We start from the raw sequence: 19874 nt of genomic DNA, 5'->3' as shown, positions 1-19874 counted from the left end.
ATTAGTCATTTAATTTGAAATAATATATTGACTAGCTATTTTTTCAAAACCAGAAATCTGCTCCTGCTTCCAGTTTTCATCCTTATTTAATTCTGTTGCTAGTATATCAGCTACTATGGGAGCTATTTCTATCGCTGCTTTTGCATCCAGAAACAATATCCTTACTCGTCTAGCCAAAATATCTTCGACGGTTCTAGCCATTTCATTGCGTATGGCCCATACCACTTCTGCTTTAACAAACTCCAGTCTGGGGTGTAATTTTTCATATAAACCTGAGGATTCAAGAATCAATTTTTCAATGCCCTTCCGATCACTTCCATAAATATACAAATGATCTGATTTATCTATTACTCCATTGGCCCCATGAATTAATAAATCTTTTGTTCTACATTTTACACGAGGTAATTTTCCTAATTGCATAGCCATGTTAATGGTGTCTTGTGCCATACGCCTATACGTGGTCCATTTGCCACCAGTAATAGTAATTAAACCAGAATCTGAAACAATAATTTTATGACTTCTAGAAATCTCTTTTGTTTTTTCTGAATTATCTTTTGGTGCTGCCAACGGCCTTAACCCAGCGTACATACTTAACACATCTTTTTTACTCACTCGTTTTGTTAAATACCTATTGGCTGTTTCCAAAATAAAATCTACTTCTTTATCCAATGCCTTAGGTTCTAAGCTATGGCTATCCAACAACGTATCGGTAGTTCCAACAACTACACGATTATGCCAAGGCACTAAGAATAATACTCTTCCATCGTTAGTTTTCGGAATCATTATCGCATCATTTCCTGGTAAAAAGGATCGATCTAAAACTAAATGTATGCCCTGACTTGGTCTAATTATGTTTTTTGCAGACCTATCATCCATTTTTAATACCTCATCAGTAAATACACCCGTGGCATTAATAACCACCTTTGCCTTTAGGGTATAAGATGTGCCATCTTCTGTATCCTGAGCTTCAACACCACTTATGATTCCATCATCGTTTTTAAGCAATTTTTCTACTTTAAAATGATTTAAAACGGTAGCGCCTTGCTCGATTGAAGTCTGTGCGATATTAACAGCCAATCGAGCATCGTCAAATTGACCATCATGATACACCACACCGCCTTTAAGATGTACTGGTTTTATAGTCTCTAAACGTGAAAGGGTTTCTTTTTTTGATATTCTTTTAGATTTCCCAAAACTTAATTTTCCGGCTAAGAAATCGTAAATTTTTAATCCTACTGTATAAAAAAAGTTGTCCCACCATTTATAGTTTGGGATAATGAATGACTGGTTACTTACTAAATGTGAAGCATTTTTAAGCATGAGACCTCTTTCGTAAAGCGCCTCTTTCACCAAATCTATATTACCTTGAGCCAGATACCTGACCCCGCCGTGTACCAATTTCGTGCTTCGGCTAGACGTACCTTTTGCAAAATCGACCTGTTCTAGAAGTAAAGTTTTAAATCCACGGGTTGCACTGTCTAGAGCAATACCTAAACCCGTTGCTCCACCACCAATAATTATTACATCCCAATTTGGACATGTTTTTAATTGATTAACTAATATATTTCTGTCAAACAAATTATTGTATTTTGTTTTGATTAATATTATTTTGTTCCAAATATATTAATTTTATCCATAAAACGAAACAAAACGAAACAAATAATACAGTTATAACTTTATTAAGGTATAAACTAACTTCATATTATTTCATTTATATATATTTACATTCGTGAAAAGACATGAAACCATATTAAGCATCCTAGCCAAAGAAAAACACATTGAGGTTTTAGATTTGTGTAGACAGTTAGATGTTTCTGCTGTGACCATAAGAAAAGATTTGAAGTTTTTAGAAGAAAAGGGGTTATTGTTTAGAACTCACGGTGGCGCTTCCTTTGAAAATCCATACATAAATGAAAAAGCCATTATAGAAAAAGAGCAAATTTCGGTTGAAGAAAAAAACGGAATTGCACAAGCTGCCGCGGCACGTATTGATGAGAATGATTCTATAATGATTGCTTCTGGCACAACCGTTCAGGCGTTTTCTAAGTTCATAAGGCCAAAAAACAAGCTTACAGTCATCACCTCTTCGTTATATGCCGTTTTGCATTTGATAAACGATCCAAATATTGAAATTCTACAACTCGGGGGTTATGTTAGGCACAGTTCAGCCTCAGTAGTTGGCTCATATGCTACTGATATTCTAGACAACATTTCTTGTAGTAAACTCTTTTTAGGTGTAGATGGGATTGACTTTGAATACGGCTTATCCACAACAAATTTAGAAGAAGCGCAACTCAATCAGAAAATGTTGGCATCAGCTCAACAAACCATTGTTTTAGCAGACTCTAGTAAATTTGGGAAAAAAAGTTTTGCCAAAATTTGTGATCTCAGTTTTGTAAATGAGATTATAACCGACAAAGGAATCTCGTCTTTAACAAAGAAAAAATTAGAAGATAAAGGGGTCAAAGTAACGATTGTTTAATCCTATTCTCATTATTTACTAATGTTAGTATCACACCAAGTTTTATAAGCTAATTCTAATTCTTTGACTTTTTCAGGTTGCTGTTCAGCTAAATCTACTCGCTCACCAGGATCGTTAGCCACATTAAAAAGTTTTAACTCCATATTATCTACTATGGGTGCAATGTATTGCGCAGAGGGTTCGCTTTTCCAGTGATTCTCTTTCGCATTGGTCAATTTCCAATTTCCTTTCCTAACTGCCCATGTTTTTTGCCATTTCCAAACCAATAATCTGTTAGCGTCAGTTTCTAAAAGGCTTATTCCATCAAGCGCATCATCATTAGTTTGGATGCCAACAGCATCTAAAAGCGTCGGTAAAATATCGGCTGCAGACACATAATTAGTTTCAACCTTACCAGCTTCAATATGGTCCGTCCAACTTATTGCCAAAGGCACACGTATCCCGCCTTCCCACAAAGAATATTTACCTCCTGTAAGCGGTGTATTGTTGGCGCCTGTTAATGGCGAACCTCCATTATCTGAAATAAAAATAATAATGGTATTTTTATCTAAATGTTGTTCCTTCAGAGTTTCTAAAACGCGACCTATATTGTCATCCAAACAGTTAAGATTAGCCAAATAATAGTTTCTTAATGCATCTGATTTAATAGCACCAACACGTGAATATTTATCGTAATAAGCCGAGTAACTCCCTGGTGCATGTTGCCCAAAAGCCACCAAACTATCTGGGTCGTAATTAGGAATTTCCTTGGCGCCATATTTATCCAGATATTTTTTAGGCACTTCGTGAATTAAATGATGCACCGAATTATACGAAAGTGTGAGAAAAAAAGGTTTCTCACGTTTCCTTTTAATATAAGCGATGGACTCGTCTGTAAAGATGTCGGTGAGATATCCGTCCTCATAGCTTTTCTCTCCCATATTGTGCATTAAGGGACCTAAAACTGCACTAGTCCCTTCTGGATCTGGTGTGCGTTCTTTAATTTTATCTGAATGTAACCAAAAATCATGGGCGTGAGCACTAAACCCTAAGAACTCATCATAACCATGATTTAAAGGATATTCACGTACATCATTTTTATGAAAATTTCTTCCTAAATCGTTTTTACCAATGCGAGCCGTCTCATAGCCCGCTTCCTTTAAATATTCGGGTAAGGTTTTTACATTTTCAGGTAAGCCCGGTCCCCAACTCGCTGGTATATCCCATCTAAATTGATTTTTACCAGTTAATATGCCTACTCTGGAAGGGCTGCAAACTGGCGCAGTAACATAGGCTTGAGTAAAAATGGTGCCTGCCTTTCCTATGCGCGATATGTTAGGAGTAGATACCGTTTTATCATAACTCTTAAAAGGTGAAAAATCCGCATAACCCTGATCATCAACAACTATCATGAGAATGTTAGGTTTATTATCGTCAACCTTGGTTTTTTTTTGACAAGAAGCTATAAATAAAATCAGAAATAATAAGATGCCATTTTTCATGATAAGCTTTATTTAATTTTGTTTTGCTTCAAATTTAATAAATTTAATTTAAAACGAAATAAAACGAAACTATTTTTTGAAATTATTTTTGTTAAAAACTTAATAGAATTTGCAGAAACATTTTAAATGATTTGAATTGTTATGCAATCAACAAGGTAAATTCTCTTTTATTAAAACCAATACATTTAGTTTCTGGGTTGCCAAATCTCGCATATTTATTTTTCTGCATTTAATACTAAAACGTAAATAAATGAAAAGGTTTTTGTATATCCGTAAACACCCCTATATTGATTAATATTTTGTATATTTAATTGATTCAAAAACAGTTAGCTATGGATATATTTTCTTTTGGGGTTCATTTCACAGATGAAAAGAGTTGCAGGCTTCATTTCAAGGAGCAAAGGGACAAGCAAGGTGTTGTTTGTAAGCGTTGCGGATGTACAGACCACTATTGGCTGATCAATAAATGGAGCTATCAATGTAAATCCTGCAACTCAAGGACATCATTGCGCAGTGGCACCATAATGGAAAGCTCTAAATTGTCATTTCTGGTTTGGTACAAGACCATTTTTTTGATGAGCACCACAAAAAAAGGATTTTCCAGTAAAGAGATACAGCGCCAGTTGGGGCTAAAACGTTATGAGCCAGTTTGGGCAATGGTCCATAAACTGCGTAGAGCAATGGGGGATCGTGATGACAGGTACACATTGGAAGGAATGATAGAAATGGATGAAGGCTATTTTACTATTGAAGCCTCGGAACAAGCACACAAAACCCAAAAAGCAGGTCGAGGGAGCAAAACTAAATCCAATGTTATGATTATGGCAGAAAGCACCATACTGGAAGATATAGAAACAGGAAAAGTAGATAGACAATGCCGTTATTTTAAAGCTAAGGTATTAGAAGACCACAAGGCAGATGGCACAGACCAAAGCTTCAAAGACGCTATTGATGACGAGCAAACTATTATATTTACAGATAAGAGTACTTCATATGTAAATATTGCAGACTATGTAGAAATACATATGACAGAGAAATCAAACGAACAAACCACCAAAGAAACACTCAAATGGGTGCATATAGCAATAAGCAATGCTAAAAGGAACTTTGCGGGAACTTATCATAAAATCAAGAAGAAATATTTGCAATTATATCTGAACGAGTTTGTTTATAAGCTCAACCGCAGGTATTTTGGAGAACGAATCTTTGATAGGCTTATTATTGCTAGCATTACAGCTAATGGACATTAAACGGATATACAAAAAGGTTTTCATTTTATATTGAAAATCATTCTAACTTATCATTCATAACCATGGCACGCCAAACTAACAACCAAGTGTTATTTTTTTGTATAAGTGTCCAGAATTCCTTAGCATTCTCTTTATACAGTTTATTATTCATCTGGTATTCCATATAATAATCTATAGATACCGTAGCTGTTCTATCCCAAACGTGGATCTGCTTATCCTTAATTTCAAACACTTTTGTTATTGCATTTTTAGTGTAATCCCTTATGGTCTGTATACATGCTTTTCTTCCAATAATCTCTGTTTTTAAGTCTGGCGCAACAAAAATCACATCTTCGTCCACAAGTAAGTTAATATCCTTAACATTACCTTGCGTCCATGCTGTGTTAAAACTATCTACAAAAAGTTCAATTTGTTCTTCCATCATAATGAACTCATTTAAACTTTTTGTATTTCTTTTTTTTTAAATTTTTTGAGAGCTATAACAATGAATGGCAGATAATTAAATCCTAACCAGCTAGCGACCGTTGTGTCAAACCTATTTAGCAGTGATCGGAAGCTATCCATCCAAGCATTGGTTCGTTCTATGGCATACCTTTGGCTGTATAGGTCTTGGTCGAAATATTCGTCCCTTTCTGTATTTCCGTTACGTTTGTTAAAACATATATTGGCATTAATATCTTTATTGCTACAGGATTTTCTGAAATCTTTTGAATCAAATCCTGCATCAGCATTGAGAAATAGACCATCTACAGAAATTTTCGCTTGTTCTAGTGTTCCGGTAACCACTTCAAATTGCACTTCGATATCATAAAGATCATTGTGGTTGCCCGCTAAAGGTTCAGACATTGCGATGGGCAACCCTTGTCTGTCACTCAAATAGAGCGCATTGGTGGTCTTTCGCTTTTTCCTGCCTTGATATTCCACCTGTTCGCCTCCTCTGATGGCTGGTGTATGGCTACCATCTAAATCCACACTAGAAAGGTCTAGCTTTGCTCTGTGCTTATCTAAGAAACCTATCCAACACGCCTTCCAGACTCCGTTGACACTCCATTTTCGGTAATGATAATATACGGATTCCCAACATAACGACTTTTCCTCAAAAAACACCCGCGTTGGTAATTGGTGCCATTGAACACCTGTTTTCAGCTTGTAAAGAATGGCATTAACAATCTCAACCAAGGGGACCGTTGGTGGAAATCCTCGTTTTGGTAATGGTAGGTGTGGAATAATTTCCATTTCTATTGTATCTTTGTCTAGTACTGTGTACATAAGGGGTTGCTTTTTAATATTTTTCGTATGGTAACGCAAATATCGGCAACCCTTTTTAATTTGCTTTAAAAAGTTTAAATCACTTCAATTTATGAAGTTTAATTATTACTATGCTTCATGTCTTTTTCCAAATTAAACCTCTAAATCCATGTTCAAAAATTTTAAACTCTAATAAAGTCAAATTTGGAAATAGCTCTCTCAGCTCTTCATTTTGGTAAACTATATGCGTGATTCCTTTTGTAGGGTTATGCCTTTTCTTTAGTTTTTCTATGTCCGCTTCTATGAGATATGGGTTGAACACACTATAAAGAATTCCACCATCTTTCAAATTTAATTGAATTTGCTTACTCACTTTAAGCAGCTCAATCCGTGATATGTTATCCAATATTTTTGATGCAATGACACCATCAAAAGTCTCTTTTTTAAAAGGATGACTGACTAAACTTGAGCATTCAAATAAAGCATCAACGCTTTCTTCTTTAGCCCAATTGTTAGCAAAATCAATTGCATTTTTAGAAAAATCCAATCCCTTAATAGAAAATCCTTTTTTACCCAAAAAAATAGACCAAATTCCTACGCCACAGCCCAAGTCGAGAACTGACTGAACATCATGCTTTTTAAAACGTTCTAAACAATCAAGCATCGAGGATGATGGAGCATGTTTTTTCCATTCCTCTGGAATCTTGGAAAATACCTGTTCCCAGATTTTTTTGTCCTTGGGATTATATTTAGTATTCTCATTCATCATACTGGAGCTAATATAAAAATATTAAATATTAAGAGTTCAAAACGCCATAGTAATTTTGGCATAGTAAGGCGTAAATACGCCATCCCTAGCATCTGGCCACACTACATGAAAGTTTTGTCCATCGGTTTTTAGTCCATGGTAATCTCCACCTCTTTTCCAACGTGATACGGCTTCAGCATTTTTTTCTATGTCGGGACATGAACTCATTTCCGTAATGCGATAATCATTACTAAAACTCTTACCACCATCATCAGAAAAACTAAAATACATATCATAGCACTTTTTAGTAGCGTCATTGCGATTGTCAAACCAGCTTACCCCAATAACACCATTACTGTTTACAGCTATGGACGACATCAGCGGAGTATGACTTAAGGAATCAGTAACTTTTATTGGCTTACTCCAAATCGTACTATCGCCATCTTTATAGGCCATGTAAATGCCTTTTTTTTAATTCTTGGTATACGTCCAAGATACATAAATCTGATCCTTAAATTTGCTCGATCTATCAATAGTCGAATTTGGATAATATGCCGTGAATTCATCACTAACAAGCATAGGTTTTGAAAATGTCCCACCACCATCTGTTGAAGTAATGACATAAAGCAAATGCTTATCTAACCAATTACCGTTATTATCCATAAACAAAAAATAAAAAAAGTAAATCGTACCATCTGAAGTTATTACAGCATCACCATTATTCATATTTTGTAAAGTGCTACCATGAATGCCTTCTAAGAAAAAATGACCTCCACCATCATTTGAAACGGAAACAAAAGCCGCATATAATAATGCGCTATTTTCGTCACGATAATTAACATGGGATGCTGCATAAATATTACCATAAAAAGGACTTTCTTGGTTATTATCTATTACTACAGTTGAATGATCAAACATCCATTTGGATTTTGTGCTTACCCAAGCTGACTGAGACCACGAAACCCCATTGTCATTGGATTTAAATACTAATTGACCCATGCCTTTTTGGGTACTACCCAACATAGTACAATAGAGCGCTCCTTTATCGCTGTACGCTAAATAAGGGTCACCCGACCTGCTGACAGAATCAGGAATTGGCAAGTTTCTCTCTGTCCACGACTTGCCTGCATCATTACTGCAAAAGACCACACTTTCCCAACCTGAATCTTTAATCTTAATCGTGCCAACAACTAAATTTTTAGAATCAATAGGATTAACTGCTATGTATGGCTCTGTATAGGCTATGCTATTATGTTTAGATATTAGAGAAATGTTGAGACCTATATCTATTTGTTGGCTTTGTGTTTTACAACCCGTTAAGACTAAAAATGAAGCTAGTAGAAAAATATTGAAATGTCCTGCATTTAGCATTAGTGTCCTTTTAAATATTCTATTCATCCAACCAATGGATGATATTCAACAATAACCGGTAGTTATATTTCGCATTTTCCTTGTTCATACCAGCTTTGAAACTTCGATCTTCTAATTCAGCTATTTGAGCAGAAAACATAGCAGCTTCACCAAACACCACCAGTTTGCCCTTACCGTACTTTTGATAAGCCCCTTGAAACCAACCACCAACTTGCAATACAGGTGTGTTTTCATCAATCTGCCATGGAATCTCTGTCTGATAGCTTACCCAAGTAACACCACATTTTAAAATAGGAGTAGCTTTTTTGGGTATATTGAATGCTTGCCCCGTGAAACTCCTAATAGAATCCACACGTTCCTTGTTATTACATCCATTTGTTATTTCAGAATCTATTAGTGTCCCATTTTTTCTGTAGAAAAGATCCGAGCCAGTCTTTGTACTGTCACTTGCGAAACCATTGTTAAATTCATAGCCAAAAACCTTAGCTAGCTCTTGAGATGCTCCAGCCATTGGCATGTGGTCTGCCAGTAAAAATAACTTCCCGCCTTTTTTAACCCATTTTCGTAAATTATGGATCTCTTTTGGGGTAAAGGCTGATGGATTGGGCAACTTCCAGTTTCCCACATTGGATTCATGAAGCGCATTTGAGATAACAAGAATTTCAATATTTTTTAAGCTATCTTCATTAAAATCACCTTTATAGCCAATGACGCGATAACCGTCTTGCTCTAAAACAGTTGCAAAAGGTTTATAGCGTCCATCTTTGGTGTGAAAATTATGATGTCCTTCATCAATGACTATCGTTGATCCTTGATGGTTTTTATACGTTGCTACTTCAATCGGAGCGCGATAAAGTGTATCTGCATATTGACGTTGTGCTTGGAGTGGATTTATTGAACTACATATTAAAGTGGCAAACACATATACGTTCTTTATCATTGTATAAACTTTTTTATCTTTAATTATAAATGTAACGAATTAAGCCATTTCTAACATGGATGATTCTGTTGTAGAAGTATCATAAAGGCCAAATGGGACTTAAAAAAATCAAATAATATATTATATTTAGTAATATGCTTCTTAGTTTAATTCAGATTATATAATTATTTGCGCTCAAAAATTTATTTTTCCACATTTAATTCCGAACAAGAAATAAACGACAAGATTGTTAAATTTATAAAAGATAAAAACTAGCAACAAACATTTCTCGATTTAATATTGAAAATCATTCTAGTTTTTCATTCATTACCATGGCGCACCAAACTAAAATCCAGGTGTCGTTTTTGTTTCGAGACCACTTGCATCCCTCTATATAATCATAAATGAATTTGAGCAGAAAGTGTTTCATGTTAAATCATACCTTCTTAAATTATATCTTGAAATAATTATAATAGAGCACCAGATATGAAAAAAGGATAGATTATAAAAAAGAGGCTGTCTGAAAAGTCAATTTTGGAGTAAATTATCACAGGAGCGCAGTCGAAATACTTTGGTTTTCAAAACATTGAAACTTCGACTGCGCTCAGTTTGACAAGAGTTAATTAGTTTTCAGACAGCCTCTTTAATCAACAATAATCTACTAAAAAAGGCCTAATCTTACACTTGGAGTGTTGACTCTAACTCCAGTATTAATAATGCTTCTTCGTCTTGGATATCTTTCATAATAGCCATATCCATGATAATAAAAGGAAGCATGGTGATAGTAATACTCACTATGATGGCAATGGTTATTACAATGCTCATAGTGTTCAGCATAAGCATCTTTCTTTCCTTTCATATAAGCTCTATATGCTTTTCTGTCTTTTTTTCTAAGGCTCTCTTCATAGTCTTTTTGGTCATTCCAAAAAGCTTCTTCTTCCTTTTTATTTTCAGCAACAAATTCCTGCTCATATTTAGCATCTTCAACAGCTCTTTTTTGATAATACGTTTTTTTATCAACAGTATTTTCATTTGAAATTTCATTTTCTTGAGCATGAGTTAAAAATGACATACTAATTGCTAAAATAAATATTGATGTTTTAAATAATTTCATGACTTTTGAATTTAAGGTTAATAATTAACTCTCATTGAGTCTTCACTTATAAGACACCTTAATGCTTTTTTACCCTCAAGCTTTTTAACTTATATTGGAAAATAACACCTTTTTATAAGTCTTTAACCAATTATCTGCCACCATTAGCTCTAAGATCTGCAATACATTGAGCGTCTAACTGAGGTGCAGAACTCATATTGGCCATATTCGAAATGCCAATTCCAGATTCTGAAGCCCAATACATCAAGCAATTCTCTACATCACAATGTTTGGGATGCTCAGCATCTTCATGAGTATCTTGCATGGGTGTCCCTAGATTTGTAAGCCCAAAAATATGTCCAAATTCATGGGTAATCACTGTGGTTTCCAATAAAGAACGATTGGGGTCAAAAGGGCTGTTACTTAAGTCCTGAACGGTTTCTTCATAAATTACAAAAGACGTGTTCCAATAGGCGCTTCCTAAAACGACTGTGCTTTCAGCATCTGAATCTTTATCAGATTTTCCATCAGAAAAATAGGCCCAAACCGCTATTTGATTATCCGTATTATAAAATTGTCTTTGTTCTCTTTCTATATCTGCTATTTCCTCAATTGTATAAACCGCTTTTCCGGGAGAAGGAATTCCTCGCTTTTCAATAGTGATACCTTTAGGTTTATATGTGCGTTCTTTTAAAAAAGAAACAAAATTATTAATAGTTGTTTGTGAGGGCTCAAAGCCTTCAACATACACCAATTCAATAATCATACTGGTAAATATATCATCAGATAACAAGTCGTTAGCAGAACTACCAGTGGTTTGACGATTAACCGATTTGTTTAGTGGATTATTCTCAGTAATCGATTCGTCTTTTGAACATGCGCTTATAATGGCGAATACTAAAAATGCTATTAAAATTTTGTACTTCATTTTTGTAGATTTAAATTAACAAACAGCTGCCCAAATAGGCAGCTGTTTTAACCATAACATAGGTGACAAATGCTGTTCCAGTTTTTAAATTTGGGATAAAACTAGAGTTATTGCTGCATTTGTTGTGCTTTGCAGAGAGATAGAATTTTCTGAGTAGCTTGTTACTTGCCAAGTATTATTCAGTAACTCGAAAGTAGCATTTCCTGAGAACGTTAAACTTAAAAATACGTCAAGCTCTGATGTTACCGCATACGTTCCTTGAACGTCTTCAATAGTTGTATTTACTGTGTTTTGGGCAGTACAAGTTAAATCGTTGGCAAAATCAATAGTGTAATCTGCATAATCATTTGCTGTATTTACACCAGTGGTAACAAACGATTGCACTTTAAATTTACCTTCTACTAAAATACCTTCTAAATCTTTAGCTTCTTCTTCTGCTTCTTGCATAATGTCTTCATCAGCTAAACAATCCGTAATTCTAGTCTGTAAATCCAGATCGCTGGTAATTTCAACTACAGTGTTGCTTTCACCACTTAAAGTAGCTGTAATAGGATAATTGATTGCGAAAAGTCCATTATCATCAAAATTGTTCATGTAAGCATACAATTGTTGTTTAGATTCTATAACCACACTACCCGTTTGTTCTGCGTTTAAATCGAACGTTAAAATAGTGATTGGAAAATCAATATCTAAACAATTAATAGCATCTTCAGTTTTGTTTTCTGCATCTTCACAAGCATCCATTAGTGCATTGTATTCTGATTGATTAGCTATCTGAACTTCAGTATAGTTGCTCAACCTTACTGTTAAAGGAAATTGAAATTCGATGCTGTCATCGTCATTTGTAAATTGTCCTAAAATATTTAAAACCAATTCATAATCGGCTTGACTAATTAAAGTGATTTCGGTGCCATTAATAGTAGCAGTTACTGGCAACAAAATTGATGAACAAGAAACACCATCCAAAAAATCGTCAAAACTACCATCATACATTGACGAGCGTTCTAAGTTGTTCGCTGTTGGCGACGTTGAAGAATTGGTGTATGGGTTGTTTCCGTTTTCAGTGTCTATTTCATCTTGACAAGACATAAGTCCTAAAAATGAAAAACATAAAGTGGCTGTTACTAATTTTAAAGTTTTCATGATTCTAATTTTTTGAGGTTAAATTCTATTTAGCGATTTTTTCGCCTTTCTGTATTTAAGACCCTTAGGACTAAAATTACCCTACTAAAAAAACAAATTTTTTATTTTTTATTTTTAACTGGCTGTTTATCAGTATTTTAATTAATTGATTTTTTTGCTTTATTTTTGTGCAAATCTACAATGTATAAAGTATTTATGAAGCGCCCAGAACATAAACTTTGTGATGAATCCTATTTCAACTCGTTTTATTTAGAACATATTCAGGCTGCAACTAATTTTGCTTTTTATAAGTGTGGTGACCAAGCGGCTTCGTTGGATTATGTTCAAGATGCATTTGCGAAAATTTGGGAGAATTGTTCAAAAATAGATTTTACTAAAGCTAAAACTTACTTATTTACTACAGTAAATAATTTATTTTTAAATACCGTGCGCCATCAAAAAGTAGTGATGTCTTATGCCAAGGAAGCCCCATATTTAGATAAAACGAATTTGAGTCCCGAATATTTAATGGAAGAAGATGAGTTTAAGCACAAATTAATGACGGTAATCCAAAATTTAAGTGAAGATCAGCGCGAAGTTTTTTTATTAAATAGGATAGAAGATAAAAAATATAGGGAGATAGCCGAAATGCTCGATATATCTCAAAAAACAGTTGAAAAACGAATGTCTGCTGCTTTAAAAATATTGCGTAAAAAGTTAGAAGAAGTGAAAATTTAATTTTTTTATAGGGTAAACATATAACAAGGTGTCTTAAAGTTGTAAAGGATTAAATTAATGAATAAAGAACACGATATATTAAAATGGTTTGAAGGTGAAATATCCTCACAGGACATCAAAAAAAGATATCCCAATGAAGATTTTTCAAGCCTTGAAAAACTTGGTTTTTATTCAAAGCACATTGACGTTCCAAAAATTGATGCCCAGAAAGCATTAGCCGATTTTAAGAAAAGACCATTTAATAAAAAAGAAGAAACTAAAGTTATTCCGTTAAACTTTAAATCATTTTTAAAAGTAGCTGCCATATTTGTAGTTCTACTTACATCTTCATATTTCTTGTTTTTCAATAACACCAAATCTTATTCCACTGAAATTGCACAAACCGAGACCTTTAAACTGCCTGATAATTCTGAAGTTATTTTAAACGCACAATCAAAATTAGAGTTTAATAAAAAGGGTTGGAAAGAAAGCAGACATCTGAATCTGGATGGTGAAGCTTTTTTTAAAGTAACCAAAGGCAAAAAATTTACCGTAAATACCGATGCGGGAAGTATTCAGGTTTTAGGCACACAATTTAATGTAAAAGAACGCGCTAATTATTTCGAAGTACAGTGTTATGAGGGTTCTGTAAGCGTTACCAGTAATTCTGGAAAAGTAATACTGACTCCCGGAAAATCATTTAGGCTTATTAATGGAAAAGTGAGTGTTGCAAACGATTTTAACGCTGAAACCCCATCGTGGTTAGCCAAGGAATCTAGCTTCGATAATGTACCGTTGTGGCAAGTTATAAATGAACTGGAAATACAATACGGTATTAAAATAGATGCATCAAAAGTAAATACTTCTAAAACATACTCAGGAAGTTTTACACACACCGATAAAAATATAGCATTACAGTCGGTTACTATTCCTCTTAAATTAAGTTATAAAATAAATAAAGGAGATAATGTTGAGTTCTATAACTATGAATCGAATTAACTATTTTTTCACTTTATTTTTTCTTTGTGCTTACTTTTCTTTTGGTTTTCAATCTCAAGACAAGCGTCCTTTATTGGAAATCATTACTGAAATTGAAGCTAAATTTGATGTTAAATTTTCGTATTCAATAAATGATGTTGATGCCATTTTGGTCAATAATTTCAATGAGACTGAATCACTTAAAAGCATTATAGAAAACCTTAATAACACTACAATTTTAAACTTTAAGTTACTTGACGATCGTTATATAACGGTATCTACCATTGATAAAAAGATTTCTATTTGTGGTGTTTTGATAACCGAAAAAGACCAAGCACCCTTATTTGGGGCATCTGTTTTAATTGCCAATACAACAAAAGGAGTGATTACAGATATAGATGGAAAATTTCAGCTAACAAATATTCCTCTAAACCAAAAAGTCATTATGTCTTACTTGGGTTTTGAGACCCTGATTTTTAACGCAAAAGATTTATGGTTTAAAAATAATTCATGTAAAACAATTGTACTGCATAAGAAGCATGAAGAACTTAATCAAGTTTTGATTTCTAAGTTTTTAACCACGGGTTTACAAAAGCGAACTGATGGTACTACGGTTTTAAATACCGAAAAGTTTGGCATTTTACCCGGGCTAACCGAACCCGATATTTTACAATCCATTCAAGCATTACCTGGTGTAGAAAGTGTTAATGAAAGTATTGCCAATATTAATGTACGTGGCGGCACCAACGACCAAAACTTAATCCTTTGGGATCATATTAAAATGTACCATTCAGGGCATTTTTTCGGACTCATTTCAGCGTATAATCCTTATTTAACAGACAAAGTATTGGTTACTAAAAACGGAACGTCAAGCGAATTCAGTGATGGCGTTTCCAGTACCATTACTATGTTTACAAAGGATAAATTAAATCAAAAAATTTCTGGTGGTTTTGGTGCTAATTTAATTCATGCCGATGCGTTTTTGGAAATTCCATTAAGTAAAAAGTTGGCATTACATGTATCAGGCAGACGTTCATTTACAGATGTTATGAGTTCGCCAACTTACGATAATTATTTTGAACGTAGTTTTCAGGATAGCGAGCTAACAACCAACAGTAATAATATAAGTGAAAGCAATAGAATGTCTGATTTTTTCTTTTATGATTATACAGCAAAACTTCTTTTTGATCTTAACAAAAACCATAAGTTTAGAGCCAACATTATTGGTATTAATAATAATTTAGATTATACCGAAAGTTATCAAGATGATAATGGTGAAATAGATTCTAAAACAAGTAACCTGAAGCAAGAAAATTTAGGATTCGGTGCAAGTTGGGATGCTGTTTGGAATGATACATTTTCAACACATTTTACGTCTTTTTATTCGCAATACAACGTTGATGCAACCGATTTTAGAATTGAAACGGACCAAAAATTGACTCAAACTAACGACGTTTTAGAAACAGGACTTAAGTTTAAAACCAATTACAAAATAAATGAAAATTTAAACTTTTTAAATGGGTATCAGTTTAGTGAAATAGGCATTTTAAACGAAACCACCGTAAGTGCGCCTTCTTATGACAAAACAAAAAAAGACGTTTTGTTAAACCATGCCCTTTTTAGCGAAATTGAATACAAAAAGAATACTACCTATTTGCGTTTGGGAGTTCGTGGAAATTATTTTCAAAAATTTAATAAACTCCTCATTGAACCACGTTTAAATTTTAGACAAAACTTATCAAATCAATTTGCTATAAAGGTACAAGGGGAGTTTAAAAACCAATCGGCTAATCAAAAAATTGATTTTCAAGATGATTTTTTAGGTGTTGAAAACAGACGTTGGGTTTTGGCAAATGAAGAAAGTGTTCCAATTTCTGAGAGTAAACAAGCCTCTTTAGGTTTTGAATTCAATCAAAACAATTGGTTGTTGGACGTTGAAGGCTTTTACAAACACGTTGATGGTATTACGGCCTCTAACCAAGGGTTTTATAATAACTTCCAATTTCTAAATGCCATTGGCAGCTATAATGCTCAAGGTGTTGAATTTTTATTAAACAAAACAGCCAATAAATACAGTACTTGGTTAAGCTATACTTACAGTATTAATGACTATAAGTTTGGAAGTTTTACACCCTCAATTTTTCCAAATAATGTGGATATTAGGCACTCTGTGTCTGTGGCGTTTAATTATGATGTCTTGGAAAATTTGAAAGTGTCCGTAGGTGGCATTTGGCGTTCGGGACAACCTTACACTAAGCCCGTTGAAGGTAATGAAACTGTTCAGAACGGAAATAACACCAATGTAAATTATGATTCCCCTAATAGTGAAAATCTAGATGATTTTATACGCTTGGATGCCTCTCTAAGTTATAATTTTAATATTACAGATGCAACTTATGGTTTTTTAAGATTTGGAGTATTGAATATTTTGGATAGAGAAAACAGTATTAATCGGTACTATGAAGTTAATCCAGAAGATTCAAATTCAACCATACAAATAGATAATAAGTCACTTGGTTTGACCCCTAATTTAAGCTTAAGAATTAAATTTTAAACTTTTATTAAAATAGAGTATTTAAAATATTATACCTAAAAAATAGCTTACTGATATAATGTCAAACAATAAAGCAATTATAACTGCCCAAGTTGGATATATCTTGGCTCGTGGAGTTACTAAATGACATAGATTCAAATGTTGAAATTATCTAATATATAGAGTGATATTACGGTTTATTAACTGTACTTAAATGAAATATAAGAAAATTACAAAATGTTTACCGTATGCTCTAGCCCAAAAGAGAATAAACAAGCCCCACATCTCTGTATGGCTTGTTATTACTGTGGAGAAGATCGGATTCGAACCGACGACCTCTTGACTGCCAGAGTTGGAATTAGCACATCAAACACCACCATGCAAACACATATAATATTGATTTTCAGATATTTAATTGATTTTGATGTTAAATGATATCATTAGATATCATCCATCTGCGTGCAAATTGCGTGCAAATTTTTTTTATCTTTGAGTATCATGAATACTAATATAAAACTTTCTTTAGACACTCGCAGAAAGAAAAAAGACAACACCTTTCCCATAATTTTAAGGTTAAGTCATTTTCGAAAAACCACGTCAATACGACTAGGAGTATCTGTGCAATTAAATTTTTGGGATGAAAGTGGTGAGAAAATAAAAAAACCTTATAGTGATTCTATGACCGTAAAGAAATTAAACAATAAACTATTAAAAGCAAAAGTGCGTGCAATAAATATTATTGACCAATTAAATGAAAAGGAAGAACTTAACTATTTATCTATTTCACAAATAAAAAATAAAATTACAAAAAAGGTTACGGTCAATTCCTTTTTTGAATACAGTAATAGCATCATAGAAGATCTTAAAAAGGTTGAGCGCTATGGTAATGCCAATTCCTATTACGCAATCACTAAAATATTGAAAAAATTCAATAATGAGAATGATTTAAAATTTAACGAAGTTAATTACGAGTTTCTTAAGAAGTTTGAGCAATTTCATTATTCTAGAGGAAATTCTACTAATGGATTAGCTGTTTATATGAAGACCATCAGGGCTATATATAATAAAGCCATCAAATCTGGTCTTGTTTCAAAAGAATCTTATCCATTTGTAAATTATAAAATAAAAACAACGCCCACCGAGAAAAGAGCTTTAGATATTAATAGTATAAAATCAATCATGCTATTGAAATTGGACAAATCGGACAATCTTTTTCATTTTCGGAATTACTTTTTGGCATCCTACATGCTTTATGGCGTTTCATTTATTGATATGGCATTTTTAAAACTTGAAAACATTATAGATAATCGTATAAAATTTTTTAGAAGTAAAACATCTAAACCGTATGATATTAAAATCACAGCTCCATTAAAAGAGATACTTGATTTTTACACAAAAGACAAAGAAAAGTCCGATTTTATCTTTCCTATTATAAAAAGAGACACCTATGAACTTCAATATAAAGATGTTTTATGGGCTCGTAAAGTTTATAATAAGGGACTAAAGCAAATTGCAGAAAAATGTAATATTGAACAACGAGTGACATCTTATGTGTCTCGTCATAGTTTCGCAACACAAGCCATGCTACAAGATGTTCCTTTACTGGCTATTTCTGCTATGTTAGGGCATAACCGCTTAACTACTACTCAAATTTATCTTAAATCATTACCTAGTGAGGTATTAGATGATTATAATAAAAAATTAGTTCAATTTTAGCTCTTTTAGAAGATCTATAATTTAGACAGACCCTATCAATTCCCTGAAATTATCAGTATTAATCACTTTTATTTGTGAATCATAAGTCTCAATAAAGCTTTTATGGATTTTTATTTTTGCTTTAGGATTCCATTTAAACTCATAACCTGAAATATTACCTGATGCTTCTTCTACATAATCTATTTCCTGTTGCTGTTTTGTTCGCCAGAAATATTGACTTATTCTTAGCTTACCGTAACTCAATTTTTTAAGCCTTTCACTTATTAAAAAATTCTCCCAAATTGCGCCTGTATCTGCTCTAGAGTTTAAAGGCGTAAAATTCCCTATGATCGCGTTTCTAACACCAGTATCATAAAAATATATTTTCTGGTTTGTTTTAATTTCGTTTCTCAAGTTTCTACTAAAACTCGGCAACTTAAATATCACATAACTTTTACATAACAAATCAATATAACTTTCAACAGTTCCCTTATTAATACCTATTAATCTAGAAAGTTCATTATAGCTTACTTCATTTCCTAATTGAAGTGCTAATGCCTTCAATAATTTTTCTAGAACATCGGGTTTTCTTATACCACTAAAAGCAAGTATGTCTTTGTATAAATAACTATTTACTAATTGATTTAAAACTTCTATTTCATCTCCTGGATTATTAATTACATCTGGGTACATGCCATAAAGCAATCTTAACTCTAATTGTTGTGTAGATTTCACATAACCAACATTGTCTTCCAGCTCTTGCCATGAGATTGGAAAGAGTTTATACTCCCATTTTCTACCTGTTAGTGGTTCATTAGTTAGATTGTTTAACTCAAAAGCTGATGACCCACTCACGAATAATTGAACTGATTTAAATTGATCAGTAATTATTTTTAATGTTATTCCGATGTTTTCAATACGTTGGGCTTCATCTATAAAAACAACTTTATAGTTTCCTACAATACTTTTTAATTGTTCTGTGTTTGGATTTGTTAAAATATTTCTTACTGTAGGGTCATCTCCATCTAGAAACAAATAGTCCGTGCCCTCTAACAATGATTTTATTAAGGTTGTCTTACCTACTTGTCTAGGACCTATTAGAATAATGGCCTTTCCAGAACCTATTTTTTCATTTAAAATTGTTGATATAACTCTATTTATCATAACTTTATGCTATTGTAATAGCCAAAAGTAATTCTTTTTGGACAAAATATTAGCCAAAAGTAAATAAAAACAAGGATGTCTTCAATTTTCCATATGATTTAAACTACGTTTAGTCAATTGTAAATTATGTTGCTTCAAAAACTAT

The 19874-nt window shown here is 33.2% G+C and carries 18 protein-coding genes; 6 read left to right on the top strand and 12 right to left on the bottom strand.

The features are described 5' to 3' along the window. Positions 1 to 9: 9 nt before the first annotated feature. The gene (locus FAF07_RS08505) at positions 10 to 1578 is read right to left on the bottom strand and encodes a glycerol-3-phosphate dehydrogenase/oxidase (RefSeq protein ID WP_142784695.1); all 1569 of its coding nucleotides are present in this window, start codon (positions 1576 to 1578) and stop codon (positions 10 to 12) included. Positions 1579 to 1729: 151 nt separating this feature from the next. On the opposite strand from FAF07_RS08505, the gene FAF07_RS08500 reads away from it, so the two are divergent. After that, a complete protein-coding gene (locus FAF07_RS08500; RefSeq protein WP_142784694.1) occupies positions 1730 to 2482 on the top strand; it encodes a DeoR/GlpR family DNA-binding transcription regulator in 753 nt (250 codons plus the stop codon). 11 nt (positions 2483 to 2493) lie between these two features. Here the strand turns inward: FAF07_RS08500 and FAF07_RS08495 are convergent, their stop codons facing one another. Beyond that, positions 2494 to 3963 carry a sulfatase family protein gene (locus FAF07_RS08495; protein WP_142784693.1) on the bottom strand — a complete coding sequence of 490 codons (1470 nt, stop codon included), beginning with the start codon at positions 3961 to 3963 and terminating at the stop codon, positions 2494 to 2496. Positions 3964 to 4295: 332 nt separating this feature from the next. On the opposite strand from FAF07_RS08495, the gene FAF07_RS08490 reads away from it, so the two are divergent. Beyond that, the gene (locus tag FAF07_RS08490; protein ID WP_142783597.1) at positions 4296 to 5213 is read left to right on the top strand and encodes an IS1595 family transposase; all 918 of its coding nucleotides are present in this window, start codon (positions 4296 to 4298) and stop codon (positions 5211 to 5213) included. Between the two features lie 37 nt (positions 5214 to 5250). Here FAF07_RS08490 and FAF07_RS08485 read toward each other — a convergent pair whose 3' ends face one another. The 9 genes from FAF07_RS08485 to FAF07_RS08445 all read right to left on the bottom strand — a co-directional run bounded on the left by FAF07_RS08485 (position 5251) and on the right by FAF07_RS08445 (position 12663). Then, on the bottom strand, positions 5251 to 5637 hold the full coding sequence (locus FAF07_RS08485; protein WP_142784692.1) for a nuclear transport factor 2 family protein: 387 nt from the start codon (positions 5635 to 5637) through the stop codon (positions 5251 to 5253). An 11-nt stretch (positions 5638 to 5648) separates the two neighbouring features. Next, positions 5649 to 6482, bottom strand: a complete 834-nt coding sequence (locus tag FAF07_RS08480) for an IS5 family transposase (protein WP_142784691.1) — start codon at positions 6480 to 6482, stop codon at positions 5649 to 5651. 115 nt (positions 6483 to 6597) lie between these two features. Further along, complete coding sequence (locus tag FAF07_RS08475) at positions 6598 to 7230, bottom strand: class I SAM-dependent methyltransferase (RefSeq protein WP_142784690.1); 633 nt, start codon at positions 7228 to 7230, stop codon at positions 6598 to 6600. Positions 7231 to 7266: 36 nt separating this feature from the next. After that, positions 7267 to 7665, bottom strand: a complete 399-nt coding sequence (locus FAF07_RS08470; protein WP_142784689.1) for a hypothetical protein — start codon at positions 7663 to 7665, stop codon at positions 7267 to 7269. A 15-nt stretch (positions 7666 to 7680) separates the two neighbouring features. Next, the gene (locus tag FAF07_RS08465; RefSeq protein WP_185956546.1) at positions 7681 to 8580 is read right to left on the bottom strand and encodes an exo-alpha-sialidase; all 900 of its coding nucleotides are present in this window, start codon (positions 8578 to 8580) and stop codon (positions 7681 to 7683) included. 19 nt (positions 8581 to 8599) lie between these two features. Further along, positions 8600 to 9520: a DUF4350 domain-containing protein gene (locus FAF07_RS08460; protein WP_142784687.1), complete on the bottom strand. Its 921-nt coding sequence runs from the start codon at positions 9518 to 9520 to the stop codon at positions 8600 to 8602. Between the two features lie 640 nt (positions 9521 to 10160). Further along, complete coding sequence (locus FAF07_RS08455) at positions 10161 to 10613, bottom strand: hypothetical protein (RefSeq protein WP_142784686.1); 453 nt, start codon at positions 10611 to 10613, stop codon at positions 10161 to 10163. Positions 10614 to 10743: 130 nt separating this feature from the next. Continuing rightward, entirely contained in the window at positions 10744 to 11520 is a 777-nt protein-coding gene (locus tag FAF07_RS08450) for a membrane metalloprotease (protein WP_142784685.1), read from the bottom strand. Between the two features lie 84 nt (positions 11521 to 11604). After that, positions 11605 to 12663: a hypothetical protein gene (locus tag FAF07_RS08445; protein WP_142784684.1), complete on the bottom strand. Its 1059-nt coding sequence runs from the start codon at positions 12661 to 12663 to the stop codon at positions 11605 to 11607. Positions 12664 to 12858: 195 nt separating this feature from the next. Between FAF07_RS08445 and FAF07_RS08440 the strand changes: the two genes are divergently transcribed. The 4 genes from FAF07_RS08440 (at position 12859) to FAF07_RS08425 (ending at position 18586) form a co-directional block, all read left to right on the top strand. Then, complete coding sequence (locus tag FAF07_RS08440; RefSeq protein ID WP_142784683.1) at positions 12859 to 13380, top strand: RNA polymerase sigma factor; 522 nt, start codon at positions 12859 to 12861, stop codon at positions 13378 to 13380. Between the two features lie 57 nt (positions 13381 to 13437). Next, a complete protein-coding gene (locus FAF07_RS08435) occupies positions 13438 to 14358 on the top strand; it encodes a FecR family protein (RefSeq protein ID WP_142784682.1) in 921 nt (306 codons plus the stop codon). Continuing rightward, complete coding sequence (locus tag FAF07_RS08430) at positions 14345 to 16891, top strand: TonB-dependent receptor domain-containing protein (RefSeq protein ID WP_142784681.1); 2547 nt, start codon at positions 14345 to 14347, stop codon at positions 16889 to 16891. The genes FAF07_RS08435 and FAF07_RS08430 overlap by 14 nt, the downstream gene beginning before the upstream one ends. 477 nt (positions 16892 to 17368) lie before the next feature. Beyond that, entirely contained in the window at positions 17369 to 18586 is a 1218-nt protein-coding gene (locus tag FAF07_RS08425; RefSeq protein WP_142784680.1) for a tyrosine-type recombinase/integrase, read from the top strand. Positions 18587 to 18607: 21 nt separating this feature from the next. Here FAF07_RS08425 and FAF07_RS08420 read toward each other — a convergent pair whose 3' ends face one another. Then, positions 18608 to 19729, bottom strand: a complete 1122-nt coding sequence (locus FAF07_RS08420; RefSeq protein WP_142784679.1) for an ATP-binding protein — start codon at positions 19727 to 19729, stop codon at positions 18608 to 18610. Positions 19730 to 19874 lie beyond the last annotated feature (145 nt).

The organism is Changchengzhania lutea (assembly GCF_006974145.1).
GTDB lineage: Bacteria > Bacteroidota > Bacteroidia > Flavobacteriales > Flavobacteriaceae > Changchengzhania > Changchengzhania lutea.
This window is presented reverse-complemented; position numbering and strand designations above follow the sequence as displayed.

What these genes read in the sequence shown, in the direction of transcription:
- FAF07_RS08495 (WP_142784693.1), bottom strand. Translation starts at nt 3,963, where the DNA reads ATGAAAAATGGCATCTTATTATTTCTGATTTTATTTATAGCTTCTTGT.
- FAF07_RS08490 (WP_142783597.1), top strand. Translation starts at nt 4,296, where the DNA reads ATGGATATATTTTCTTTTGGGGTTCATTTCACAGATGAAAAGAGTTGC.
- FAF07_RS08485 (WP_142784692.1), bottom strand. Translation starts at nt 5,637, where the DNA reads ATGATGGAAGAACAAATTGAACTTTTTGTAGATAGTTTTAACACAGCA.
- FAF07_RS08480 (WP_142784691.1), bottom strand. Translation starts at nt 6,482, where the DNA reads ATGTACACAGTACTAGACAAAGATACAATAGAAATGGAAATTATTCCA.
- FAF07_RS08475 (WP_142784690.1), bottom strand. Translation starts at nt 7,230, where the DNA reads ATGATGAATGAGAATACTAAATATAATCCCAAGGACAAAAAAATCTGG.
- FAF07_RS08470 (WP_142784689.1), bottom strand. Translation starts at nt 7,665, where the DNA reads ATGGCCTATAAAGATGGCGATAGTACGATTTGGAGTAAGCCAATAAAA.
- FAF07_RS08465 (WP_185956546.1), bottom strand. Translation starts at nt 8,580, where the DNA reads ATGCTAAATGCAGGACATTTCAATATTTTTCTACTAGCTTCATTTTTA.
- FAF07_RS08460 (WP_142784687.1), bottom strand. Translation starts at nt 9,520, where the DNA reads ATGATAAAGAACGTATATGTGTTTGCCACTTTAATATGTAGTTCAATA.
- FAF07_RS08455 (WP_142784686.1), bottom strand. Translation starts at nt 10,613, where the DNA reads ATGAAATTATTTAAAACATCAATATTTATTTTAGCAATTAGTATGTCA.
- FAF07_RS08450 (WP_142784685.1), bottom strand. Translation starts at nt 11,520, where the DNA reads ATGAAGTACAAAATTTTAATAGCATTTTTAGTATTCGCCATTATAAGC.
- FAF07_RS08445 (WP_142784684.1), bottom strand. Translation starts at nt 12,663, where the DNA reads ATGAAAACTTTAAAATTAGTAACAGCCACTTTATGTTTTTCATTTTTA.
- FAF07_RS08440 (WP_142784683.1), top strand. Translation starts at nt 12,859, where the DNA reads ATGAAGCGCCCAGAACATAAACTTTGTGATGAATCCTATTTCAACTCG.
- FAF07_RS08435 (WP_142784682.1), top strand. Translation starts at nt 13,438, where the DNA reads ATGAATAAAGAACACGATATATTAAAATGGTTTGAAGGTGAAATATCC.
- FAF07_RS08430 (WP_142784681.1), top strand. Translation starts at nt 14,345, where the DNA reads ATGAATCGAATTAACTATTTTTTCACTTTATTTTTTCTTTGTGCTTAC.
- FAF07_RS08425 (WP_142784680.1), top strand. Translation starts at nt 17,369, where the DNA reads ATGAATACTAATATAAAACTTTCTTTAGACACTCGCAGAAAGAAAAAA.
- FAF07_RS08420 (WP_142784679.1), bottom strand. Translation starts at nt 19,729, where the DNA reads ATGATAAATAGAGTTATATCAACAATTTTAAATGAAAAAATAGGTTCT.